The organism is Nocardia elegans NBRC 108235 (assembly GCF_001612845.1).
GTDB classification, from domain to species: Bacteria; Actinomycetota; Actinomycetes; order Mycobacteriales; family Mycobacteriaceae; genus Nocardia; species Nocardia nova.
Map to the genome: position 1 here is coordinate 24,603 of NZ_BDBF01000030.1, position 19,125 is coordinate 43,727.

The window sequence follows — 19,125 nt, forward strand, 5'->3', positions numbered from 1 at the left end:
TTGTCTGTCCCCAGTGGTGAAGTCCAAGACCTACGAGGCGCTGCTGAACGGCGACGGGGTGGTCCTGCTCGCGGCGGGCAACGTCCCGCTGGTCGCGCACGAGGGCGTGGTCGCCCGGGAAGTGCGGGGAATCGGCCCGGGCGAGCTCGCGCTCGCGTGGCGGTGCGGCGAGTCGCGGCCGCTGGTTCGCGGCTACATCGAGGCGTGCCGCCTGGTGGTCGGCAGTCGATAGCAGGGTCTTGCGTGGGCGTTCATCGGTGCGCTGTCCTCCGGGGGCCCAGCGCGATCCGCAACTGCCCGAGCAATACCTTCGCGGCCGGTGCCGCCGGCCGATCCGACCGCCAGACCAGGGCGAGCTGTCCGTACATCTCGGGGTCGGTGATCTCGATCATCCGGACTCCCGCGGCCTCGGCGTGGGCGGCACCGAGGGCCGGTACCACGGCGATACCCAGTCCTCCGGCGGCCAGTTGAACGAGCAGCGGCGGCGCGGCGGCCTCGAACTCGATCATCGGAGTGAATCCGGCAGCGGCACAGCAACGTTCGAGCACGCCGCGGATTCCGGTGCCTCGTGGCAGACAGATCAGGGAGTGCTCGCGCAACTCGTCCAGTGCGATCCGGGAGCCGAACGCGTGATCGTCGCGCGCTACGGCAGCGGCCAGGCGCGTCTCGAAGACGACGTCGGCGGCGAGGCGTTCGTCGAGTGTCTCGCCGGTCAGCCCGACCAGGGCGATGTCGAGTTCGCCGTGGGTGAGCGCGGCGAGCATGCGGTCGGTGGTGTCCTCGGTGAGGGTGATGCCGACCTGCGGATGATCGCGGTGGAAGGCCGACAGGACCGTTGCGACGTCGAACTCCTCGGTCGCCGCCCCGGAGATCAGGCCGATGCGAACCTGCCCTCGCAACAGTCCGGTGAACTCGTCGACGGTGAAGGAAACCTGTTGTGCCGCCGCCAATGCCGCCCGCGCGTGCGGCAGCACGGCGGCGCCGGCGGCGGTCAGTGTCACGGTGCGTCCCGACCGGTCGAGCAGCGGCTGACCCAATTCCCGTTCCAGCTGCCGGATCTGCGCCGAGAGACCGGGCTGGGCCAGATGCAGCCGCTGGGCCGCCCGGGTGAAGTTGGCCTCCTCGGCGACGGTGACGAAGTAGCGCAACTGCCGCAGTTCCATAACAGTTCATTCTAGTAACGAGAAGAACTATCTGTTTTACTTCTCATACGCCCGGCGGCAGAGTTCCGGACATGACGAACTCGAACTTCCCCGCCGAACTGCCCACCGTCACCGGCCCGGTCTTCCGCCCGGGTGACGACGGCTACGACGCCGAGGTCTCCGGCTTCCAGACCGCCTATACGCACCGGCCCGATCTGGTCGTCGGTGCGCTCCACGCCGAGGATGTGCGCGCGGCGGTGGAATTCGCCGCCCGGCACCGGCTGCCCGTCGCCGTGCAGGCGACCGGGCACGGGCTTTCGGTGCCGGCCGCCGGCGGCGTGCTGATCAGTACGCGCCGGATGACCCAGGTGCGCGTCGATCCGGGCGCCCGCACTGCCTGGGTGGCCGCCGGCGTGCAGGCTGAGGCGCTGATCGCCGCGGCGGTCGCGCACGGTCTGGCGCCGCTGAACGGTTCCTCGCCCTCGGTCGGCGTGATCGGTTATCACCTGGGCGGCGGGCTCGGCATTCTGGCGCGCACCTTCGGCTACGCCGCCGACCGGGTCCGTGTCCTGGAACTGGTGACGGCAGACGGCCGGTTGCGCCGCCTCACCCCCGGCGACGAATTGTTCGGCGCCGCACTGGGTTCCGGCGGCAACTTCGGTGTGGTCACCGGCATGGAAATCGAACTGTTCCCGATCACCGAGGTCTACGGCGGACAGCTCACCTTCGACACCCCGCTGGTGGAACCCGCCCTCGAGGCGTGGCGGCAGTGGACCGCCGAGGTCCCCGAGGAGATGACCTCGGCGATCACCATGATGACGATGCCCGATGTCGCGGCGATTCCGGAGCCGCTGCGCGGGCGCTATCTGGCCACCGTCAACATCGCCTTCACCGGGTCGGCCGCCGACGGTGAGCGGCTGGTCCGGCCACTGCGCGAGGTGGGCGCCCGGATCGCCGACGACCTGCGAACGATGCCCTACATCGACACCCACGGCATCTACCGCGATCCGAATTTCCCGCACGCCTATACCGCGACCAACGCACTGCTGTCGGATCTGACCGCGGACGCGGCCTCGGCGCTTCTCGATGCCACCGGCCTCGAGGCGCCGGTCGCGGCGGTGGCGGGCTTCCGGCATCTCGGGGGAGCGCTGCGCCGCCCGGGTCCGGCGGGGATCGCGATGGATCACCGGGAGGCCGAATACAACGCGCGCGTCATCACGATGCCGAACTCGGACGGCCCGGATCCGCGGGGCTACCACGATCTGGTCGCGAAGACGTTGGCGCCGTGGACGATCGGCCACAACCTGAACTTCCTCTACGGCGCCGGGGAGTGGGCCGATGAGAACCAGACCCGGGCCGGTTACTCGGCGCGGACCTATGCGCGGTTGCAGGCGCTGAAGTCCGAGTACGACCCGGCCAACCTCTTCCGCTTCAACCGCAACATCCGGCCCGCCTGAGCGGAGTCCGCCGACCGGACCTCTGGCGTCTGAGATATCTCTGCGCTATCGTCGTGATATCACTTCAATATTGGGAGGATGTCATGTCGCTGCGTCCGGCCTTCCGGCTGAACGGGTTCTTGATGCTGTTGGTGCTGCTGGTGGTCGGTACCGCCGGACTGATCGGCGGGGTCGCCGCCTCCAGCGCCGCCGGTTCGGGCGGGGGCGCCGGTGCGGCGATCGGCGCGGCCGCGGGATACGTGATCCTCGCGGTCGCGGTGATCCTGCTGACCGGGCTCACCACGGTCGGCCCGAACGAGGCCAAGGTGCTGCAGTTTTTCGGCCGCTACGTCGGATCGGTCGCCGACGCCGGTTTCTTCTGGGCCCTCCCGCTGACCACCAAACGGCGAATCTCGTTGCGGGTCCGTAATTTCGAGACGCAGAAGTTGAAGGTCAACGATTTCGACGGCAATCCGGTGGAGATCGCGGCCGTGGTGGTCTACCGGGTCGTGGACAGCTTCAAATCCGCCTTCGCCGTCGACGACTACGAGGAGTACGTGCAGACCCAGTCCGAGGCCGCCGTCCGGCACCTGGCCACGGTGCACCCCTACGACGCGGCCCCCGACGTCGTGCCCGCGGCCGTGGCGATGACGCCGGCCCTCTCCGGGGCAGACGACCCGGCCCCGACCAGCCTGCGCAACGGCGCCGAGGTCGCCGAGGAACTGACCACCGAACTGCGCGAACGTACCGCGCTCGCGGGTATCGAGATTCTCGAAGCGCGGATCACGCACCTGGCGTATGCGCCGGAGATCGCCCAGTCGATGTTGGTCCGCCAGCAGGCCGCGCAGGTGGTGGCCGCGCGCAGCCGCATCGTCGAGGGCGCGGTCGGCATGGTGGGCATGGCGCTGCAGCGGCTGACCGAGGAGGGGATGGTCGACCTGGACGAGGAACGGCGGGCCTCGATGGTGTCGAATCTGCTGGTGGTGCTGTGCGGTGATCGATCCGCCCAGCCCGTCGTCAACACCGGAACGCTCTACTCCTGATGGCCAAGCGCGAGCCCAAGAAGGTGCTCGTCCGGCTCGATCCGGCCGTCCACGAGGCGATAGCCAAGTGGGCGGCCGACGACCTGCGCAGCATCAACGCTCAGATCGAGTTCGCTCTGCGGATGGCGCTCGATCAGGTGGGGCGCTCCCCGCGGCGGTCCGGGGAGACCCCTGAATGAAAACAAACCTGACACCCGTTTCGTCCGATATTTATTACCAGGTGGTCACGCCTTGAACACAAAACGCCCCAGGAAGTGCGAAAAGGTCACAGATGGGTAGCTTGGTTGCGTGCCAATCGTGTTCGAAACCGGGGGACTGCAGCAGCTTGACCAGACCACGTGGGGGAATCCGGCCACCCGTGACATCATCACGCTGAGCTATATCGATCTGGTACCGGACTTACCCGCCCCGCTGTCCGACATCGACACGTTGCGCCGCCGCCTCACCGAACTGCAGGCCGAGTTCGGCTGCCTGATCGAGGCACATGCCATCACCGTGGATTCCCAGCCGGCCCTGCTGCGCCTGGAGAAGTTCCCGCTGGCCGATCAGGCGTCCGGACTGGGCTTCACCGCCGGAATCGTCGTGCCCAAGGCCGGATGCAGCGCGATCGTGAAGATCATGTGTCCCGAAACCGGCCGCTCCGGCGTGCGGGAGGCCGCGGTCGTGCCGAAGGTCGGCTTCGCGAACATGTTCCCGCCGCATCCGTACGCGCCCGAGGTCAAGGGCAAGCTGCCCTACAACATCGCCGACGACGCGCGCTGGGATCCGCAGTTCCCGGACCATCCGCTGACCCGCGCGCGGCGCTGGATCACCCACGTCAGCCGGACCGCGCGTATCGACCCGCGGTTCGCGGCCCTGCCGCCGTTCGCGGGTCCGGCCGGCGCGGAGGCGTCGAGCGGTAAGGCAGCGCCCACCGGTAAGACACCGCCTATCGGTAAGACACCGCCCACCGGTAAGGCGGAGCCCGCCGCCGCGCCCGCCGCGCCGGTGGCCAAACCCGATCCGGGCAAGACCACGCCCATTCCCGCGCAGAACTCGGTGTCCGACGGCAAGGCGACGGCGGCGCCGCCGCTGCCGCGGGCCGCGCGGGCTAATGCCGCGGCGGCTTCTCGGTAACGAAAATGGCTGTGCCGGGGAAGATCTCACCGCGCAACGGGCTCCACTGACCCCATTCGCGCTCGAGCCACTCCGGCCATTCGGGTTCGACGATGTCGAGCAGGATCAGGCCCGCGCCGACGATGTCGCGGACCCGATCGCCGATCGTGCGGTGATGTTCGACGTAGATCGGTTCGTCGTCGGCGTCGACCTCGACGTAGGGCGTGCGGTCGAAGTAGGGGATCGTGGCGCGCAGTCCGTCCGGGCCCGGATCGTCGGGGAAGATCCACCGCATCGGGTGATTGACCGAGAACACCCAGCGCCCGCCCGGCCGCAGCACCCGGGCCACCTCCCGCATCACCCGGGCGGCATCGGCGACGAACGGGACCGCGCCGAACGCCGAACAGGCCAGATCGAACGATTCGTCCGCGAACGGCAGCGCCTCGGCACCGGCCTGCACCAGCGGCACCCGCGGTCCGCCGCGCGCCATGGCCGCGAGTCCGCGGTCGAGCATCGCCCGCGACAGATCCAGTCCGACCGGATGCGCGCCCTGGGCGGCCAGCCAGCGCGAACACGGCGCCGATCCGCATCCGATCTCCAGTACTCGCCGCCCGGCGACCTCGCCCAGCAGATGCCAGTCGCCCTCGTGCAACCCCTCCGGGCACCAGACGAATTCTCCGGCCTCGGAGTCGACGCCCAGGAAATCGGCGTGCGTCTCGTGGTACTGCGCGGCATCGGCATCCCACCAGCGCCGGTTGGCGCGCTCGCTGACCGCCGACCCGACGGTCGCGCGGGTCACCCGCGCGGTGCCGAGCAGGGCATTGGCCTGGGCGTGGCGCTCGTCGTCGAGGAGGGCCGGATGCGGGTCGTCGGACATGGTTCGCAGCGTATGGCACGGCCCGGTCCGCGCCCCCGCGGACGCCTTCTCCGATCCGGCCGGCCCGGGCGCGCGACCGGGGTGCTTACGTCTCGGCCGTGACGGGTACCACACTGTGCGGGAACGGTGTTCGATGCCGGACGTATGATCATGGTGCGGGCGGGGGCCCGTGTTTGCTTGGCGTAACTCACGTCGCGTACGCTGTTTCCCGCGAGTGTCTTCGGCATTTGCGTAGCCGCTGTCGGTACTGTAGCGCTCGGTACCGGGCGCAGGGGTTACGGATTTCGGAAGTCGCCCGCGGGCTGTGATTTCGCAGCCGGTGCTGTGAGTTTCTGCAGTGAGTACAGCGTTGTGCTGTGTCGCAGCGATGTGCTGTGCATGGCCGTCAACGTAGTTCCACCGCTGTGACTTCACAGCAAAACCGAGAGTTCCAATGTCCACTACCGACCACAATCCGTCCGGAGCAACCCAACATATGCCCACCACCGTCACCTCGCCGCAGGTAGCCGTCAACGACATCGGCTCCGCCGAGGACTTCCTCGCCGCCATCGACAAGACGATCAAGTACTTCAACGACGGAGATATCGTCGAAGGCACGATCGTCAAGGTCGACCGCGACGAGGTTCTGCTCGACATCGGTTACAAGACCGAAGGCGTCATCCCTTCCCGCGAACTGTCCATCAAGCACGATGTCGACCCGGCCGAGGTCGTTTCCGTGGGCGATGAGGTCGAGGCCCTCGTTCTCACCAAGGAGGACAAGGAAGGCCGCCTGATCCTGTCGAAGAAGCGGGCTCAGTACGAGCGGGCGTGGGGCACCATCGAGGAGCTCAAGGAGAAGGACGAGGCCGTCAAGGGCACCGTCATCGAGGTCGTCAAGGGTGGTCTGATCCTGGACATCGGCCTGCGTGGCTTCCTCCCGGCGTCCCTGGTCGAGATGCGCCGCGTTCGCGATCTGCAGCCGTACGTCGGCAAGGAGATCGAGGCCAAGATCATCGAGCTGGACAAGAACCGCAACAACGTGGTCCTGTCCCGCCGCGCCTGGCTGGAGCAGACCCAGTCGGAGGTTCGCAGCGAGTTCCTGCACCAGCTGCAGAAGGGCCAGGTCCGCAAGGGCGTCGTGTCCTCGATCGTCAACTTCGGTGCGTTCGTCGATCTCGGCGGCGTCGACGGTCTGGTGCACGTCTCGGAGCTGTCCTGGAAGCACATCGACCACCCGTCCGAGGTTGTCGAGGTCGGCATGGAGGTCACCGTCGAGGTTCTCGACGTCGACCTGGACCGCGAGCGGGTTTCGCTGTCGCTCAAGGCCACCCAGGAAGACCCGTGGCGTCAGTTCGCCCGCACCCACGCCATCGGCCAGATCGTGCCCGGCAAGGTCACCAAGCTGGTTCCGTTCGGTGCGTTCGTGCGCGTCGAAGAGGGCATCGAGGGCCTGGTGCACATCTCCGAGCTGGCCGAGCGCCACGTCGAGGTGCCGGACCAGGTTGTCGCCGTGGGCGACGACGCGATGGTCAAGGTCATCGACATCGACCTGGAGCGTCGCCGGATCTCGCTGTCGCTGAAGCAGGCGAACGAGGACTACCACGCCGAGTTCGACCCGTCGAAGTACGGCATGGCCGACAGCTACGACGAGCAGGGCAACTACATCTTCCCCGAGGGCTTCGACCCCGAGACCAACGAATGGCTCGAGGGCTTCGACAAGCAGCGGGAAGAGTGGGAAGGCCGCTACGCCGAGGCCGAGCGTCGCCACAAGATGCACACCGCTCAGATGGAGAAGATGGCGGCCGACGCCGCCGCCGAGGCCGCCAACGGTGGTGCCTCCGGTAACTACTCCTCCGAGAGCGGCGCGCAGAGCTCGTCCTCCAGCTCCTCGGAGCCGGCCGGCGGTTCGCTGGCCAGCGACGCGCAGCTCGCCGCGCTGCGTGAGAAGCTGTCCGGCAACGCGTAATTCGCTGAGCTGAAGCGAAGGCCCCGGTCCATCGGACCGGGGCCTTCGCCCATCTCCGGGCTACTCGTTCAGCCCGTCGTCACCGCGTCGATGCCGCCGGTCCATTATTCTCGGCGAGGATCTGCCACTGTCCTCCGTCAGCCGGCATGGTCTTGTCGGCCGGCACTGTCCTGTCAACCGGCACTGTTCATTTCACCGACGCGGAAGGTCTCGGCACCGGCATGGGTCTGTTCGACGGCATCAACAGGCGTGATTTTCTGGCGAAGGCCATGGCGGCCGGCGGAGTGGGGGCCCTGGCCGCCTGGGCGAATCCGATCATCGAGCGCGCGCACGCGGCCGACCCGGCGGGGATGGGCGGGCTCGGCGATATCGAGCACTTCGTCCTGCTCATGCAGGAGAACCGCTCGTTCGACCACTACTTCGGAACCCTGTCCGGTGTAAGGGGTTTCGACGACGCCTCGTCGGCGTGGAAGCAGTACGGCTACGCACCCGGCGTCGGGCCAACCGCCGACGGGTTCATCGTCCCGTTCCGGCTCGACACCACCCGCGGCGCTACCCTCGACGGTGAGTGCATCAACGATCCCGATCATTCCTGGGCCGGAATGCACGAGGCGTGGAACGGCGGCCGCAACGACCGCTGGATGCCGATGTCGGTGGCCAGCGTCGGCGCTGCCAACGGTCCGGCGGCCATGGGGTATTACACCCGCGCCGATATTCCGGTTCACCACGAGCTGGCCGATGCGTTCACCCTCTGCGACCACTACCACTGCTCGATGCTCGGCCCGACCGACCCGAACCGGCTGTACTGGATCTCCGCCACCATCGACCCCGACGGTCTGGCCGGCGGGCCGCTGGTGGAGACGCCGACGCTGATCCCGCAGAACGCCTATAGCTGGCGCACCTATCCGGAGAACCTCTCGGAGGCCGGCGTCGACTGGAAGATCTACAACAATCGCGATGTCGGACCGATCTCGTCGGTGATCCTCGACGGCATGATGGGTTGCTTCACACAGGCCGCGGACCCGAATTCCGAACTCGCCAAACGCGGCAAGGCCCCGGTGTATCCGCAGGACTTCGCCGCGGACGTGGCCGCCGACCGGCTTCCCTCGGTGTCGTGGGTGATCCCGCAGCTGTTCAACTGCGAACATCCCGCGCTGCCACCCGCGTTGGGCGCGGTGGGCATCATGCAGGTGCTCGACATCCTCACTTCCAATCCGAAGGTGTGGGAGAAGACCGCGCTCATCGTGAGCTACGACGAGAACGGCGGCTTCTTCGATCACGTCACCCCGCCGACCCCGCCGCCCGGCACACCGGGGGAGTACCTGATGGTGGATCTCGGCCGGGTACCGGCGGCCAAGGGTATCGCCGGCCCGATCGGATTGGGTTATCGCGTCCCGTGCTTCGTCATCTCCCCGTATTCACGCGGCGGGCTGGTCGCTTCGCAGACCTTCGACCACACCTCGCAATTGCGTTTGCTGGAACGCCGTTTCGGCGTGGAGGTGCCGAATGTGACCGCCTGGCGGCGCAGCGTCACCGGCGATATGACCTCGGCATTCGATTTCGGTTCGACGCCCGATTCCGTGCCGCCGCGAATTAGCGATCCGAAACCGAAATCGGATGCCGCACTCGCGCAATGTGGGCCGAATATCGCGCTCGGTACCGAGGATAAGGGAATTCCCTATCCGGTGCCGCCGAATGCGATGCCGAGCCAGGAACCGGGCTCGCGCCGGGCCCCGAGCGGCCTGGTGTGAAAAACGGGCGGCCCACCGAATGCGCGGTGGGCCGCCGAACGTTCGTTGTACTGGTCAGCTCGCCGTGGCGGGAATCCAGCGGGTGATCCCGCCCCGGCTGCGCATGGCCGCGAAGCTGTGCCGTGCCGGGCTGAGTAGGGCGGTCAACCACGAACGGCGGTGTTCGGCCAGTGCTGCCGCAACGGCGGGAATCCGAATGCAGTGCACGGTGCCTGCCATACCCAGCCGGTGGCGACCCGACTGGATGTTTGTGGTGCCCAATGATCTTCCTTCGCTAGCTCGGATGGCCTGGATCGCCCGCGGCGAAACAGTAGCGGAACAAAAGTGCGGGGTTGCGGATTTTGCGTGACTTCGAGCCCGGCGTGTCGGAAAGTTGCCGACCCCAGGTCGGTATCGGGCGGAAAAAGTTGCGAATTGATATCACCGGCGTCACGGAATGAGTAATACCGCGCGGTTGAGGTGAAAAGGATTCACGCAGTGGGTAATCAGCCCGATCGCCCCGCGGCCGGGGTGCGGGCGCGGGGCGCGGTGGTGGGATGCGAGACTGGGGAAATGTTGCGTATCGGTCTCACCGGAGGCATGGGAGCGGGTAAGTCGACGGTGGCGCGGCTGCTGGTGGAATACGGGGCTGTTCTGGTCGACAGCGACGCCATCGCCCGCGAGGTCGTCGAACCAGGCACCGAGGGCCTCGCCGCACTCGTCGCGGCGTTCGGCCCGGAAATCCTGGCCGAGGACGGCAGTTTGAACCGCCCCGCGCTCGCGGCGGTCGCCTTCGCCGACGAGCAGTCGCGCACGACGCTGAACTCGATCACCCATCCGCTGGTCGGCCGGCGCACGACCGAGCTGATCGCCGCCGCGCCGGCGGACGCGATTGTGGTGCAGGATGTTCCGCTCCTGGTCGAGAACAATCTCGGCGCGATGATGAATCTCGTCGTGGTGGTGATGGCCGACGAACAGACGCGCGTGCACCGGCTCGAGCAGTTCCGCGGCGTGAGCCGCGCGGACGCGCTGGCGCGGATCAAGGCACAGGCCAGTGACGACCAGCGGCGGGCGGCCGCGGATGTCCTGCTGGACAACAACTCCGACGCCGAGGCGCTGGCGCCGCAGGTGCGGGCGCTGTGGGAGCAGCGCCTGCTGCCGTTCGAACACAATCTGCGCACCCGGACCCCGGCGCGCTCGACCGGGGCGGTGCGGCTGGTCGAGCCGGATCCGCAGTGGCCGGCGCAGGCGCAGCGGTTGATCGGCCGGCTGTGGCTGGCCTGCGGTGGTGATGCGCGCCGGATCGATCACATCGGTTCCACGGCAGTGCCCGGGCTGGTGGCCAAGGATGTGATCGACATCCAGATCACGGTCGCCGACCTCGCGACGGCCGACGCACTGCGAGACCGGTTGGCGCTCGCCGGTTTTCCTCTGGTCGACTCGGTCACCGGCGACAACCCCAAACCGACGCCGCAGGATCCCGCGGGCACCGATGCCGAACTGTGGGCGAAACGTCTGCACGGCAACGCCGACCCCGGGCGGCTCGCGAATATCCATGTGCGCGTGGACGGTTCGCCGGGGCAGCGCTTCGCCTTGGACTTCCGCGACTGGCTGCGCGCCGACGCCGACGCCCGTACCGAGTATTCGGAGATCAAGCGCCGCGGGGAGGCGGAGGCGGCGGGCAAGGTGGGCGACGAGGCCATCGAGGCCTACCTGTCGGTGAAGGAACCCTGGTTCGACAAGATCTACGAGCGAGTTCCCCGCGCCTGATACGGGCACCACCGCGATCGGACGCACCGGCCGAGCGCTTTTCGGCGGGGCGCCCATACCCGCGGTCAGCGCGATACGGAGGTGATCCGGTCGATCTCCGCGAGGTCCTGGGCGGTGGGCTGCCACTGCCCGGCCCGGACATTGGCCTCGACCTGTTCGGGTGAGGTGGCGCCGGCGATCACCGAACTCACCGCGGGCTGCGCGGCGAGACCGCCGATGGCGACGTCGAGCAGGGTGATCGAACGCTGCGCGGCGAAGTCCTCCAGCTGTTCCAGGATGTCGAAAGCCGCGTCCGTGAGTGCGGATTCCCGGCCCCACGCCTGGATCCTGCTGCCTTCGGGCGCGGGCACGCCGCGCTTGTACTTACCGGTGAGCAGACCGCTCGCCAAGGGGAAGTAGGGGAGCAGCCCGATCCCGTAGTGCTCGAGCGCCGGCACCAGATCGGCCTCGATCCCACGCCGCAGCAGGCTGTACTCGTTCTGCGCGCTGATGAATCGCTCGAGATTGCGCGTGCGTGCGGTCCACTCGGCGTCCGCGGTCTGCCAGCCGGTGAAGTTCGAATGGCCCAGGTACCGGATCTTGCCCTCGTGGACGAGATCGTCCAGCGCCGACAGCGTCTCCTCGATCGGCGTCGCCGGATCGGGGCGATGAAGCTGGTAGAGATCGATCCAGTCCGTGCGCAGCCGGCGCAGCGACTGCTCGACCGCCCGGCGAATGTAGCGGCGCGAGCCACGCGCGCCCCAGTCCTCGCCGTTGTCCCCGCCGAGGCGGCGCACGTCGCTGCCGAACTTGGTCGCGATGACGACGTCGTCGCGTGCGCCCTGCAGGATCTCGCCGATTCGCCGCTCCGATTCCCCGTAGGAGTCGGCGGTATCGATCAGGTTGATGCCGTGGTCGAGCGCGGCGTGCAGCACCGCCCTGCTCTGCTCGAGATCGAGCTTCATCCCGAAATTGTTGGTGCCCAGTCCGACGACCGATACCGCGAGCCCCGAGTTCCCGACCCGGCGCAGCGAAGACGACTCACCCATGGCTCTCCTTGTTCTCGAGGTCGCGTAGCTCGGCCCGTACCGTCACCGCCAGCCGATCTCGATACCTCGCGAGCGCAGCCAGGACTCGAAATCGTAACCGTGCGAGGCGATTCCGTCGATCGCCCGGGTGGCGGCCTCGATCGCCTGTTGCGCCTGCGACGCGGTCAGATATCCGGCGGCGTGGGCGGCCAGGAGCTCGTCGACGTCGAGCAGAATCGCCTCTCGACCGGTACGGACCACGATGTCGAGGTAGTGGTCGACCGACTTCCACATTTGCGGCCCCGCCGCTTCGAAATCGCCGATATCGAGGTAGAAGTCCTGGTCACGCCGGTGGGTGGGGCGGAAGTGGAAGATGGTGGCGCGTAGCGACAGCTCCGGCAGCAGCCAGGATTCGAGGTAGTGGAATTCCGGATGATCGGCGGTGCGGGCCATGTAGAGCCCCCACGGTTCGGTCCGATACGTCTCGACCGGCCGCACGAAGCCCTTCGGATCGGTGTTGGTGGACCCGGCGAGGTCGAAGTATTCGACTTTCGGCCGATGCAGATCGACCACATGCCCCTGCGTCATGCCCCGAATCTACCGCCGCGGGCCCGCGAAACGCCCGCTCGCGCCGCGATCCGGATGATCATCGGCGCGAGCGGGCGGGACGCGGCTACAGCCAGTGCAGGGTGATGCCCTGGGTGGTGAGCCAGCGTTCGAAGTTGTGATCGTGCGAGGCGATACCGTCGACGACCGCGGTGGCCTGTTCGAACACGCGCTGAGCCGTCTCGGCCGTTACGTGGCCGGCCGCGTGCGCGGCGAACAGTTCGTCGACCCCGTGCAGTTCGCAGACGTGGCCGTTTCGGGCGACGATGTCGATGTAGTGGTACTCGGCCCGCCAGCGCTTCGGCTCGATCTTGGCGAAGTTGCCGATATAGATGTGATAGATCGGATCGCGATCGTGCGCCGCGTTGACGTGATGCATGGTGACGCGGATCGACTGCCTGGGCAGCAGCCAGGTCTCGGTGTAGCGGTAGGGCGGGGTATCGGCGGCCCGGACCAGATACAGCCCCCACGGCTCGGCGTGATAACTGTCGACCGAATGGACGAAACCGCGGGAATCGGTTCTGGTGAGATCGGCGATATCGAAATATTCGACGTGCGGTCTGTGTGCCGTACCCGATGGTGGCACCGGAATCGGTGCTTTTCGGCCCGGAATGTTGCGATTCGACGGCATTGGGCTGACTCCATTGGGCGCGGCAGTGCGCAGAGTCCGGGTGACACGTTCAGCGAGGAAACCGGCCATAACACTTGCCCTTCTCGACTTCCGACCGGATCAGCGTACACCCGGGCAACCCCCTCCGGCGGGGTGAAAACGACACGGAATTCGGCTGATTCGGCCGTGCCGTGATCATCGAGGCGGCTTGTGCTACCGGACATTTCGGGCATCTGGTCGGTTGATCCAATGCTGCGCGCGAGGTTGCCGGGGCAGTGCTCCCGAGGTCCCGGCAAACCTCCGGCCAGACCGGCCGCAATGGTCGGCGGCGGGGTCTCGGAGGTGCCGGTGGGCGGGGGTGCGGCCGGGCGTTGGGGGAATTGTCGAATTATTGTGCGGGATAATGTTTTCGGCCCGCAGTGGCCGAGACGTGGTGGCCTATCTCGAATTGTTCGAAATGTCTGAAAGCGTCGGCGGAGAATTGAGCTACCGGTAGCGCGGGCCGGGTCGGCCGGAGTACCGCTGATTTTGCCGCGCGGTTGCCCCGGGCGGTCGTTGCGCACGCCGGGCTGGTCGCGCCGTCCGGGCGGTGCCAGGGCCGTGCGCCGGTGGGCCTGCTGCCGCCGATACGTAGTCGTGGCTGAAAAATGATCATCGGGTGTGTGCGTGTGCCCGCGGTCATGGCGCCGGAACTTGTCGGTGCCGCGGCTTACCCTGGTGACCATGGCTTTCGCAACGGAGATCCCCGCGGATTCGGACGCACCCGGCGGGCAGCCGCTGGCGCATTCGGAATTCCGGCCGATCGGGGCGATCGAGCGCTCCGACGGGCGATTCGAGGTCGTCAGCGAGCATCAGCCCGCCGGTGACCAGCCCGCCGCGATCGCCGAGCTGGAGCGGCGGTTGCGTGGCGGCGAGAAGGACGTGGTGCTGCTCGGCGCCACCGGCACCGGCAAGTCGGCCACCGCGGCCTGGCTGATCGAGCGGGTGCAGCGCCCGACCCTGGTCATGGCGCCGAACAAGACCCTGGCGGCCCAGCTGGCCAACGAACTGCGCGAGATGCTGCCGCACAACGCGGTGGAGTACTTCGTCTCCTACTACGACTACTACCAACCCGAGGCCTATATCGCGCAGACCGATACCTATATCGAGAAGGACTCCTCGATCAACGACGACGTGGAGCGGCTGCGCCATTCGGCGACCTCGAGCTTGCTCTCGCGGCGCGATGTCGTGGTGGTCGCCTCGGTCTCGTGTATCTACGGTCTGGGTACGCCGCAGTCCTATCTGGACCGCTCGGTGCAGCTCGAGGTCGGTACCGAGGTCGAACGCGACCGGCTGCTGCGCCTGCTGGTCGATGTCCAGTACACGCGCAACGACATGGCCTTCACCCGCGGGTCGTTCCGGGTGCGCGGCGACACCGTCGAGATCATTCCCTCCTACGAGGAGCTCGCGGTCCGGATCGAATTCTTCGGCGACGAGATCGAGGCGCTGTACTACCTGCATCCGCTCACCGGCGATGTGGTGCGTCAGGTCGACACCTTGCGTATCTTCCCGGCCACCCACTACGTGGCCGGGCCGGACCGGATGGAGCGCGCGGTCGCCGATATCGAGACCGAACTCGAACAGCGGCTGGCGGATCTGGAGCGGCAGGGCAAACTGCTCGAGGCACAGCGGCTGCGCATGCGCACCCAATACGACCTGGAGATGATTCGGCAGGTCGGGTTCTGCTCCGGTATCGAGAACTACTCGCGGCACATCGATGGCCGCCCGGCGGGGTCGGCGCCGGCGACGCTGCTCGACTACTTCCCCGAGGACTTCCTGCTGATCATCGACGAGTCGCACGTGACCGTCCCGCAGATCGGCGGCATGTACGAAGGCGATATGTCGCGCAAGCGCAACCTCGTCGAATACGGCTTCCGGCTGCCCTCGGCGGTCGACAACCGCCCGCTCACCTGGGAGGAGTTCGCCGACCGGATCGGTCAGACCGTGTACATGTCGGCCACGCCCGGCCCGTACGAGCTGGGCAGTACCGGCGGTGAATTCGTCGAGCAGGTGATTCGCCCGACCGGTCTGGTCGACCCGCAGGTGGTGGTCAAGCCGACCAAGGGCCAGATCGACGATCTGGTGCACGAGATCCGCACCCGCACCGAACGCGACGAACGCGTACTGGTCACCACCCTGACCAAGAAGATGGCCGAGGATCTCACCGACTATCTGCTGGGCATGGGTGTTCGGGTGCGCTACCTGCATTCGGAGATCGACACGTTGCGCCGCGTCGAACTGCTGCGGCAGCTGCGGCTGGGTGAGTACGACGTGCTGGTCGGCATCAACCTGCTGCGTGAGGGCCTCGACCTGCCGGAGGTGTCGCTGGTCGCGATTCTGGACGCCGACAAGGAAGGCTTCCTGCGCAGTGCTACCAGCCTCATCCAGACGATCGGGCGCGCCGCGCGCAACGTCTCCGGCGAGGTGCACATGTACGCCGACAAGGTGACCGATTCGATGCGCCAGGCCATCGACGAGACCGAACGCCGGCGGGCCAAGCAGATCGCCTACAACGAAGCCAACGGCATCGATCCGAAACCGCTGCGCAAGAAGATCGCCGATATCCTCGATCAGGTCTACCGCGAGGCCGACGAGACCGAGGTCGAGGTCGGCGGATCCGGACGCAATGCCAGCCGCGGACGCCGTGCCCAGGGTGAACCCGGCCGCGCGGTGAGCGCCGGCGTGTACGAGGGCCGCGATATCGCGAATATGCCGCGCGCGGAACTGGCGGATCTGGTGGCCCAGCTGACCGATCAGATGATGAACGCCGCCCGAGAGTTGCAGTTCGAGCTGGCCGGGCGATTGCGCGACGAGATCGCCGACCTGAAGAAGGAGTTGCGGGGTATGGACGCTGCCGGGCTGAAATGAGTTCCCGCACAGCATCTTTCCCGCGGATGCGGCGGTGCCCCGGCCGGACCGGGGCACCCGCGCGTCCCGCTTCAGCTCTGCGTGGCCATCCACTCGTTGACCCGGCGCTCGCCCTCCTCGCGCGAGACGTCCTCGACCCGGGTCATGACCACCCAGCGATGTCCGAACGGATCCATCACCAGCCCGTAGCGGTCGCCGGTGACGAACGTCTGCGGCTCCTCGACCCGGGCTGCGCCGTGTTCGGCGGCGCGGGCGACGACCGCGTCGACATCGGGGCAGTAGTGCACGATGCTGGTGTGCACCCAGCCCGCTTCGGGTGCGCGCACCCCGTGATCGGGGATGGGCATACCCATCTGGATGGTGGAATCGCCGATCGCCAGTTCGGCGTGCGCCGGTTGCCCGTCGGGAAGGTCGTTGCGGCTGAGCACCTTCGCGCCGAAGACCGCGGAGTAGAACTCGATGGCCTTGTTGCCGTCGGGTACGGCCAGGAAACAGTTGATGGAGTGATAACCCTCGGGAATGGGATTGACGTCGTTGCTCATAGAGACAACTCTCGGCCATCGCGGGGAGAAGATCTTGGAAGAAAGCGACAGTCTCGTCCGCGGCGGGAGACGCGCCGTGCCGGCCGGTGATGCACGCGCGAAAAGCGCTGCGCTGCAACCGGTTCCGGTACCCCCGCCGGAAGTGACCAAGGGCATCCTGCATCCCCGGGAACAGGAGCGCCACCGCCGGCTGATCCGCTTGCCGGCCGGTCCGCACACCGCCGAATTCGTCGAATGGTATTGGTCGGTCTCCTGGGATCTGCGCGGCCGGCCGCCCTATCAGGCGCAGGTGCTGCCGTTTCCCTCGGTCAATGTCAGCTTCGAGCGGTCCGCCACCCGCACCGGCGGGTTCGTGACCGGTGTGACCACCGGCAAATTCGTCCGCGAACTGGTGGGGGAGGGTGAGACCTTCGCCGCGAAGTTCCGTCCCGGCGGCTTCGGCGCCTTCACCGGGATCGATGTGGGCGCCCTGCGCGATACCGCGATCGAACTGACCGAGGTGCTGCCGGAGGCCGCGGGCCTGACCGAACGCGTGCTGGCGGCCGACAGCGCCGACGAACGCCGCGACATCGTCGACGCCTACTTCGCCCGCGCCGCCCGCCGCCGCACGCCCGACGACAACTATCTCCTGGTGCTGCGCATCATCGCCGCGATGGAAGCCGATCCGGACCTGACCCGCGTCGACCAGGTCACCGCCCGTTTCGACATCCCGATCCGCACCCTGCAACGCCTCTTCCGCCGCTACGTCGGAGCGGGACCGAAGTGGGTGCTGCGCCGCTACCGGCTTCAGGACGGTGCACAACTGCTGGCGCAGGGCCGCACCGACGATCTGGCGACCCTGGCCCTGGAACTCGGCTATTTCGATCAAGCCCATTTCAGTCGCGAATTCTCGAACGAGATCGGAATGGCGCCGCTGGAATACGCGCGCGCATCGCTACTGTCACACCACGCCTCACCGCGGGACTCGGCGCCGGATCGCTGATTCGTTTCGGCCGAACCGGTTTCGGGAATAACCGAACACATAAGTAGTTGAATGCTGTACTACAGCCCGGCGGCGGTGCTGCCGGCCCGACAGAGGAGTTGGCGATGAGTGTTCTGGTGCTGATCGGGCGCATTCTGTTCGTCATATTGTTCGCGAGTTCGGCGATCGGGCATCTGACCCAGGCCGATGCGATGACCGGTTACGCCCGCAGCAAGGGTGTTCCGATGGCGAAGGAGGCGGTGCTGGGTTCGGGGGTGGTGCTGCTGCTCGGAGCCTCGAGCGTGCTGCTCGGGGTGTGGGCCGATCTGGGTTCACTGCTGCTGTTCGTATTCCTGTTGCCGACCGCATTCCTCATGCATCCCTTCTGGAAGGAATCCGATGCTCAGGCCAAACAGGGCGAGATGATTCATTTCAACAAGGATCTGGCATTGGCCGGTGCGGCGCTCATGCTGTTCGCCTTCTTCGCTCATGTCGACGATCTCGGCGCCACAATCACCGGACCGCTATTCCACCTCGGATGATCGCGGAACGGCCGCATTCGGCATTCCGTTAATTGCCTCGCATATCCGGTAAGCGCCGGAATCGGTTCCGCCGCCGGGAATTGTGAGTTCTCACCATCGCGCCCGGGTGTCGTTGTGCACCCGGGCAAACGCGGTCGGCGCAATTGGGGAATACCGCTTCTGTGACGAAAATCCCAGGGCCACAAGCGGGTTCGTAACTGCGACGACGATCGCAGCGAGAGGCGTCCGCGGTCGGGATCCGCGCTGGTGGGACGGGTCGTGCGGCCATCCGGGCGGCTAATGTGGCGTGGGGATCGCGAGGCGCACCGATGTGATGTATTGCGATTGTCGATGATTCCGGCGCGATAACGGTTATGGTCTAGCGCAGTTGCCCGCGCGGGTTTCTGCTCCGGAATTGCGCGCAGGCATCCGCCCACTTGTACGTTTGGAGGAAAGATGACCGCCTACCGGTCCATTGTCGTCGGTACCGATGGCTCGGATTCGTCGTATGTCGCTGTCGAGAAGGCTGCCGCGCTGGCCGGCGACGCGGGCGCCACCCTGTACGTCGCATGCGCGTACTACCCGACCGACGACCGCGATGTGGCCGCTGCGGCCGATGTCCTCAAGGACGAGGCCTACCAGGTGCGCGGCTCGGCCCCCACCAACGAGATCCTGCGGGTCGCTCGGGACAAGGCCGTCGCCGCCGGTGCGACCAACATCGTGGAGCGCGCCGTCGTGGGCGAACCCGTCGAATCGCTGCTGAATCTGGTCAAGGAGGTGGAGGCCGATCTGCTGGTGGTCGGTAACCGCGGCCTCAACACCCTGGCCGGGCGCCTGCTCGGCTCGGTGCCCTCCGACGTCGCGCGCAAGTCGCGCAGCGACGTCCTGATCGTGCACACCGTCCGCTGACGTTCGCCCGACCCGCCGCCCGGG

The 19,125-nt window shown here is 67.2% G+C and carries 19 protein-coding genes; 12 read left to right on the forward strand and 7 right to left on the reverse strand.

Annotated features, from left to right (window positions below):
• Positions 1-13: 13 nt before the first annotated feature.
• Positions 14-232, forward strand: a complete 219-nt coding sequence (locus NE2_RS21280) for a type 2 periplasmic-binding domain-containing protein (RefSeq protein WP_063028764.1) — start codon at positions 14-16, stop codon at positions 230-232.
• 19 nt (positions 233-251) lie between these two features.
• Here the strand turns inward: NE2_RS21280 and NE2_RS21285 are convergent, their stop codons facing one another.
• Complete coding sequence (locus NE2_RS21285) at positions 252-1,163, reverse strand: LysR family transcriptional regulator (protein WP_063028766.1); 912 nt, start codon at positions 1,161-1,163, stop codon at positions 252-254.
• Positions 1,164-1,234: 71 nt separating this feature from the next.
• On the opposite strand from NE2_RS21285, the gene NE2_RS21290 reads away from it, so the two are divergent.
• From NE2_RS21290 to NE2_RS21305, 4 genes are all read left to right on the forward strand, one after another.
• Positions 1,235-2,599, forward strand: a complete 1,365-nt coding sequence (locus NE2_RS21290) for an FAD-binding oxidoreductase (RefSeq protein ID WP_063028768.1) — start codon at positions 1,235-1,237, stop codon at positions 2,597-2,599.
• 83 nt (positions 2,600-2,682) lie between these two features.
• Positions 2,683-3,621 (forward strand): SPFH domain-containing protein, encoded by a 939-nt coding sequence (locus NE2_RS21295; RefSeq protein ID WP_063028770.1) that lies wholly within the window; start codon positions 2,683-2,685, stop codon positions 3,619-3,621.
• Positions 3,621-3,800, forward strand: coding sequence for a type II toxin-antitoxin system antitoxin (locus NE2_RS21300; RefSeq protein ID WP_030514608.1), 180 nt, complete (start codon positions 3,621-3,623; stop codon positions 3,798-3,800). The genes NE2_RS21295 and NE2_RS21300 overlap by 1 nt, the downstream gene beginning before the upstream one ends.
• Positions 3,801-3,909: 109 nt before the next feature.
• A complete protein-coding gene (locus tag NE2_RS21305) occupies positions 3,910-4,737 on the forward strand; it encodes a hypothetical protein (RefSeq protein ID WP_063909449.1) in 828 nt (275 codons plus the stop codon).
• Here the strand turns inward: NE2_RS21305 and NE2_RS21310 are convergent.
• The gene (locus NE2_RS21310; protein WP_063028772.1) at positions 4,712-5,593 is read right to left on the reverse strand and encodes a class I SAM-dependent methyltransferase; all 882 of its coding nucleotides are present in this window, start codon (positions 5,591-5,593) and stop codon (positions 4,712-4,714) included. The genes NE2_RS21305 and NE2_RS21310 overlap by 26 nt on opposite strands.
• A gap of 475 nt (positions 5,594-6,068) precedes the next feature.
• Here NE2_RS21310 and rpsA point away from each other — a divergent pair, with 475 nt between their 5' ends.
• On the forward strand, positions 6,069-7,538 hold the full coding sequence (gene rpsA / locus NE2_RS21315; protein WP_039777576.1) for a 30S ribosomal protein S1: 1,470 nt from the start codon (positions 6,069-6,071) through the stop codon (positions 7,536-7,538).
• Positions 7,539-7,759: 221 nt separating this feature from the next.
• Positions 7,760-9,289: a phospholipase C gene (locus NE2_RS21320; RefSeq protein WP_063028880.1), complete on the forward strand. Its 1,530-nt coding sequence runs from the start codon at positions 7,760-7,762 to the stop codon at positions 9,287-9,289.
• A gap of 54 nt (positions 9,290-9,343) precedes the next feature.
• On the opposite strand, the gene NE2_RS35830 is transcribed toward NE2_RS21320, so the two are convergent.
• On the reverse strand, positions 9,344-9,550 hold the full coding sequence (locus NE2_RS35830) for a hypothetical protein (protein WP_146165248.1): 207 nt from the start codon (positions 9,548-9,550) through the stop codon (positions 9,344-9,346).
• A 291-nt stretch (positions 9,551-9,841) separates the two neighbouring features.
• Here NE2_RS35830 and coaE point away from each other — a divergent pair, with 291 nt between their 5' ends.
• Positions 9,842-11,038 carry a dephospho-CoA kinase gene (gene coaE / locus NE2_RS21325; protein WP_063028774.1) on the forward strand — a complete coding sequence of 399 codons (1,197 nt, stop codon included), beginning with the start codon at positions 9,842-9,844 and terminating at the stop codon, positions 11,036-11,038.
• Positions 11,039-11,103: 65 nt separating this feature from the next.
• Here the strand turns inward: coaE and NE2_RS21330 are convergent, their stop codons facing one another.
• The 3 genes from NE2_RS21330 to NE2_RS21340 form a co-directional block, all read right to left on the reverse strand.
• Entirely contained in the window at positions 11,104-12,066 is a 963-nt protein-coding gene (locus tag NE2_RS21330) for an aldo/keto reductase (RefSeq protein ID WP_063028776.1), read from the reverse strand.
• Between the two features lie 42 nt (positions 12,067-12,108).
• Positions 12,109-12,633: a ribonuclease FAU-1 family protein gene (locus NE2_RS21335; RefSeq protein ID WP_063028778.1), complete on the reverse strand. Its 525-nt coding sequence runs from the start codon at positions 12,631-12,633 to the stop codon at positions 12,109-12,111.
• An 85-nt stretch (positions 12,634-12,718) separates the two neighbouring features.
• Positions 12,719-13,282 carry a DUF402 domain-containing protein gene (locus NE2_RS21340; RefSeq protein WP_084494225.1) on the reverse strand — a complete coding sequence of 188 codons (564 nt, stop codon included), beginning with the start codon at positions 13,280-13,282 and terminating at the stop codon, positions 12,719-12,721.
• A gap of 702 nt (positions 13,283-13,984) precedes the next feature.
• Between NE2_RS21340 and uvrB the strand changes: the two genes are divergently transcribed.
• Entirely contained in the window at positions 13,985-16,168 is a 2,184-nt protein-coding gene (gene uvrB / locus NE2_RS21345; protein WP_063028884.1) for an excinuclease ABC subunit UvrB, read from the forward strand.
• Between the two features lie 71 nt (positions 16,169-16,239).
• On the opposite strand, the gene NE2_RS21350 is transcribed toward uvrB, so the two are convergent.
• A complete protein-coding gene (locus NE2_RS21350; RefSeq protein WP_063028780.1) occupies positions 16,240-16,710 on the reverse strand; it encodes a VOC family protein in 471 nt (156 codons plus the stop codon).
• Between the two features lie 142 nt (positions 16,711-16,852).
• On the opposite strand from NE2_RS21350, the gene NE2_RS21355 reads away from it, so the two are divergent.
• The 3 genes from NE2_RS21355 to NE2_RS21365 all read left to right on the forward strand — a co-directional run bounded on the left by NE2_RS21355 (position 16,853) and on the right by NE2_RS21365 (position 19,101).
• Positions 16,853-17,692, forward strand: a complete 840-nt coding sequence (locus tag NE2_RS21355) for an AraC family transcriptional regulator (RefSeq protein ID WP_233429849.1) — start codon at positions 16,853-16,855, stop codon at positions 17,690-17,692.
• A 104-nt stretch (positions 17,693-17,796) separates the two neighbouring features.
• Entirely contained in the window at positions 17,797-18,213 is a 417-nt protein-coding gene (locus NE2_RS21360) for a DoxX family protein (protein WP_063013048.1), read from the forward strand.
• Between the two features lie 435 nt (positions 18,214-18,648).
• Positions 18,649-19,101 (forward strand): universal stress protein, encoded by a 453-nt coding sequence (locus NE2_RS21365; protein WP_063028782.1) that lies wholly within the window; start codon positions 18,649-18,651, stop codon positions 19,099-19,101.
• Positions 19,102-19,125 lie beyond the last annotated feature (24 nt).

What these genes read in the sequence shown, in the direction of transcription:
- NE2_RS21285 (WP_063028766.1), bottom strand. Translation starts at nt 1,163, where the DNA reads ATGGAACTGCGGCAGTTGCGCTACTTCGTCACCGTCGCCGAGGAGGCC.
- NE2_RS21290 (WP_063028768.1), top strand. Translation starts at nt 1,235, where the DNA reads ATGACGAACTCGAACTTCCCCGCCGAACTGCCCACCGTCACCGGCCCG.
- NE2_RS21295 (WP_063028770.1), top strand. Translation starts at nt 2,683, where the DNA reads ATGTCGCTGCGTCCGGCCTTCCGGCTGAACGGGTTCTTGATGCTGTTG.
- NE2_RS21300 (WP_030514608.1), top strand. Translation starts at nt 3,621, where the DNA reads ATGGCCAAGCGCGAGCCCAAGAAGGTGCTCGTCCGGCTCGATCCGGCC.
- NE2_RS21310 (WP_063028772.1), bottom strand. Translation starts at nt 5,593, where the DNA reads ATGTCCGACGACCCGCATCCGGCCCTCCTCGACGACGAGCGCCACGCC.
- rpsA (WP_039777576.1), top strand. Translation starts at nt 6,069, where the DNA reads ATGCCCACCACCGTCACCTCGCCGCAGGTAGCCGTCAACGACATCGGC.
- NE2_RS21320 (WP_063028880.1), top strand. Translation starts at nt 7,760, where the DNA reads ATGGGTCTGTTCGACGGCATCAACAGGCGTGATTTTCTGGCGAAGGCC.
- coaE (WP_063028774.1), top strand. Translation starts at nt 9,842, where the DNA reads ATGTTGCGTATCGGTCTCACCGGAGGCATGGGAGCGGGTAAGTCGACG.
- NE2_RS21330 (WP_063028776.1), bottom strand. Translation starts at nt 12,066, where the DNA reads ATGGGTGAGTCGTCTTCGCTGCGCCGGGTCGGGAACTCGGGGCTCGCG.
- NE2_RS21335 (WP_063028778.1), bottom strand. Translation starts at nt 12,633, where the DNA reads ATGACGCAGGGGCATGTGGTCGATCTGCATCGGCCGAAAGTCGAATAC.
- NE2_RS21340 (WP_084494225.1), bottom strand. Translation starts at nt 13,282, where the DNA reads ATGCCGTCGAATCGCAACATTCCGGGCCGAAAAGCACCGATTCCGGTG.
- uvrB (WP_063028884.1), top strand. Translation starts at nt 13,985, where the DNA reads ATGGCTTTCGCAACGGAGATCCCCGCGGATTCGGACGCACCCGGCGGG.
- NE2_RS21350 (WP_063028780.1), bottom strand. Translation starts at nt 16,710, where the DNA reads ATGAGCAACGACGTCAATCCCATTCCCGAGGGTTATCACTCCATCAAC.
- NE2_RS21360 (WP_063013048.1), top strand. Translation starts at nt 17,797, where the DNA reads ATGAGTGTTCTGGTGCTGATCGGGCGCATTCTGTTCGTCATATTGTTC.
- NE2_RS21365 (WP_063028782.1), top strand. Translation starts at nt 18,649, where the DNA reads ATGACCGCCTACCGGTCCATTGTCGTCGGTACCGATGGCTCGGATTCG.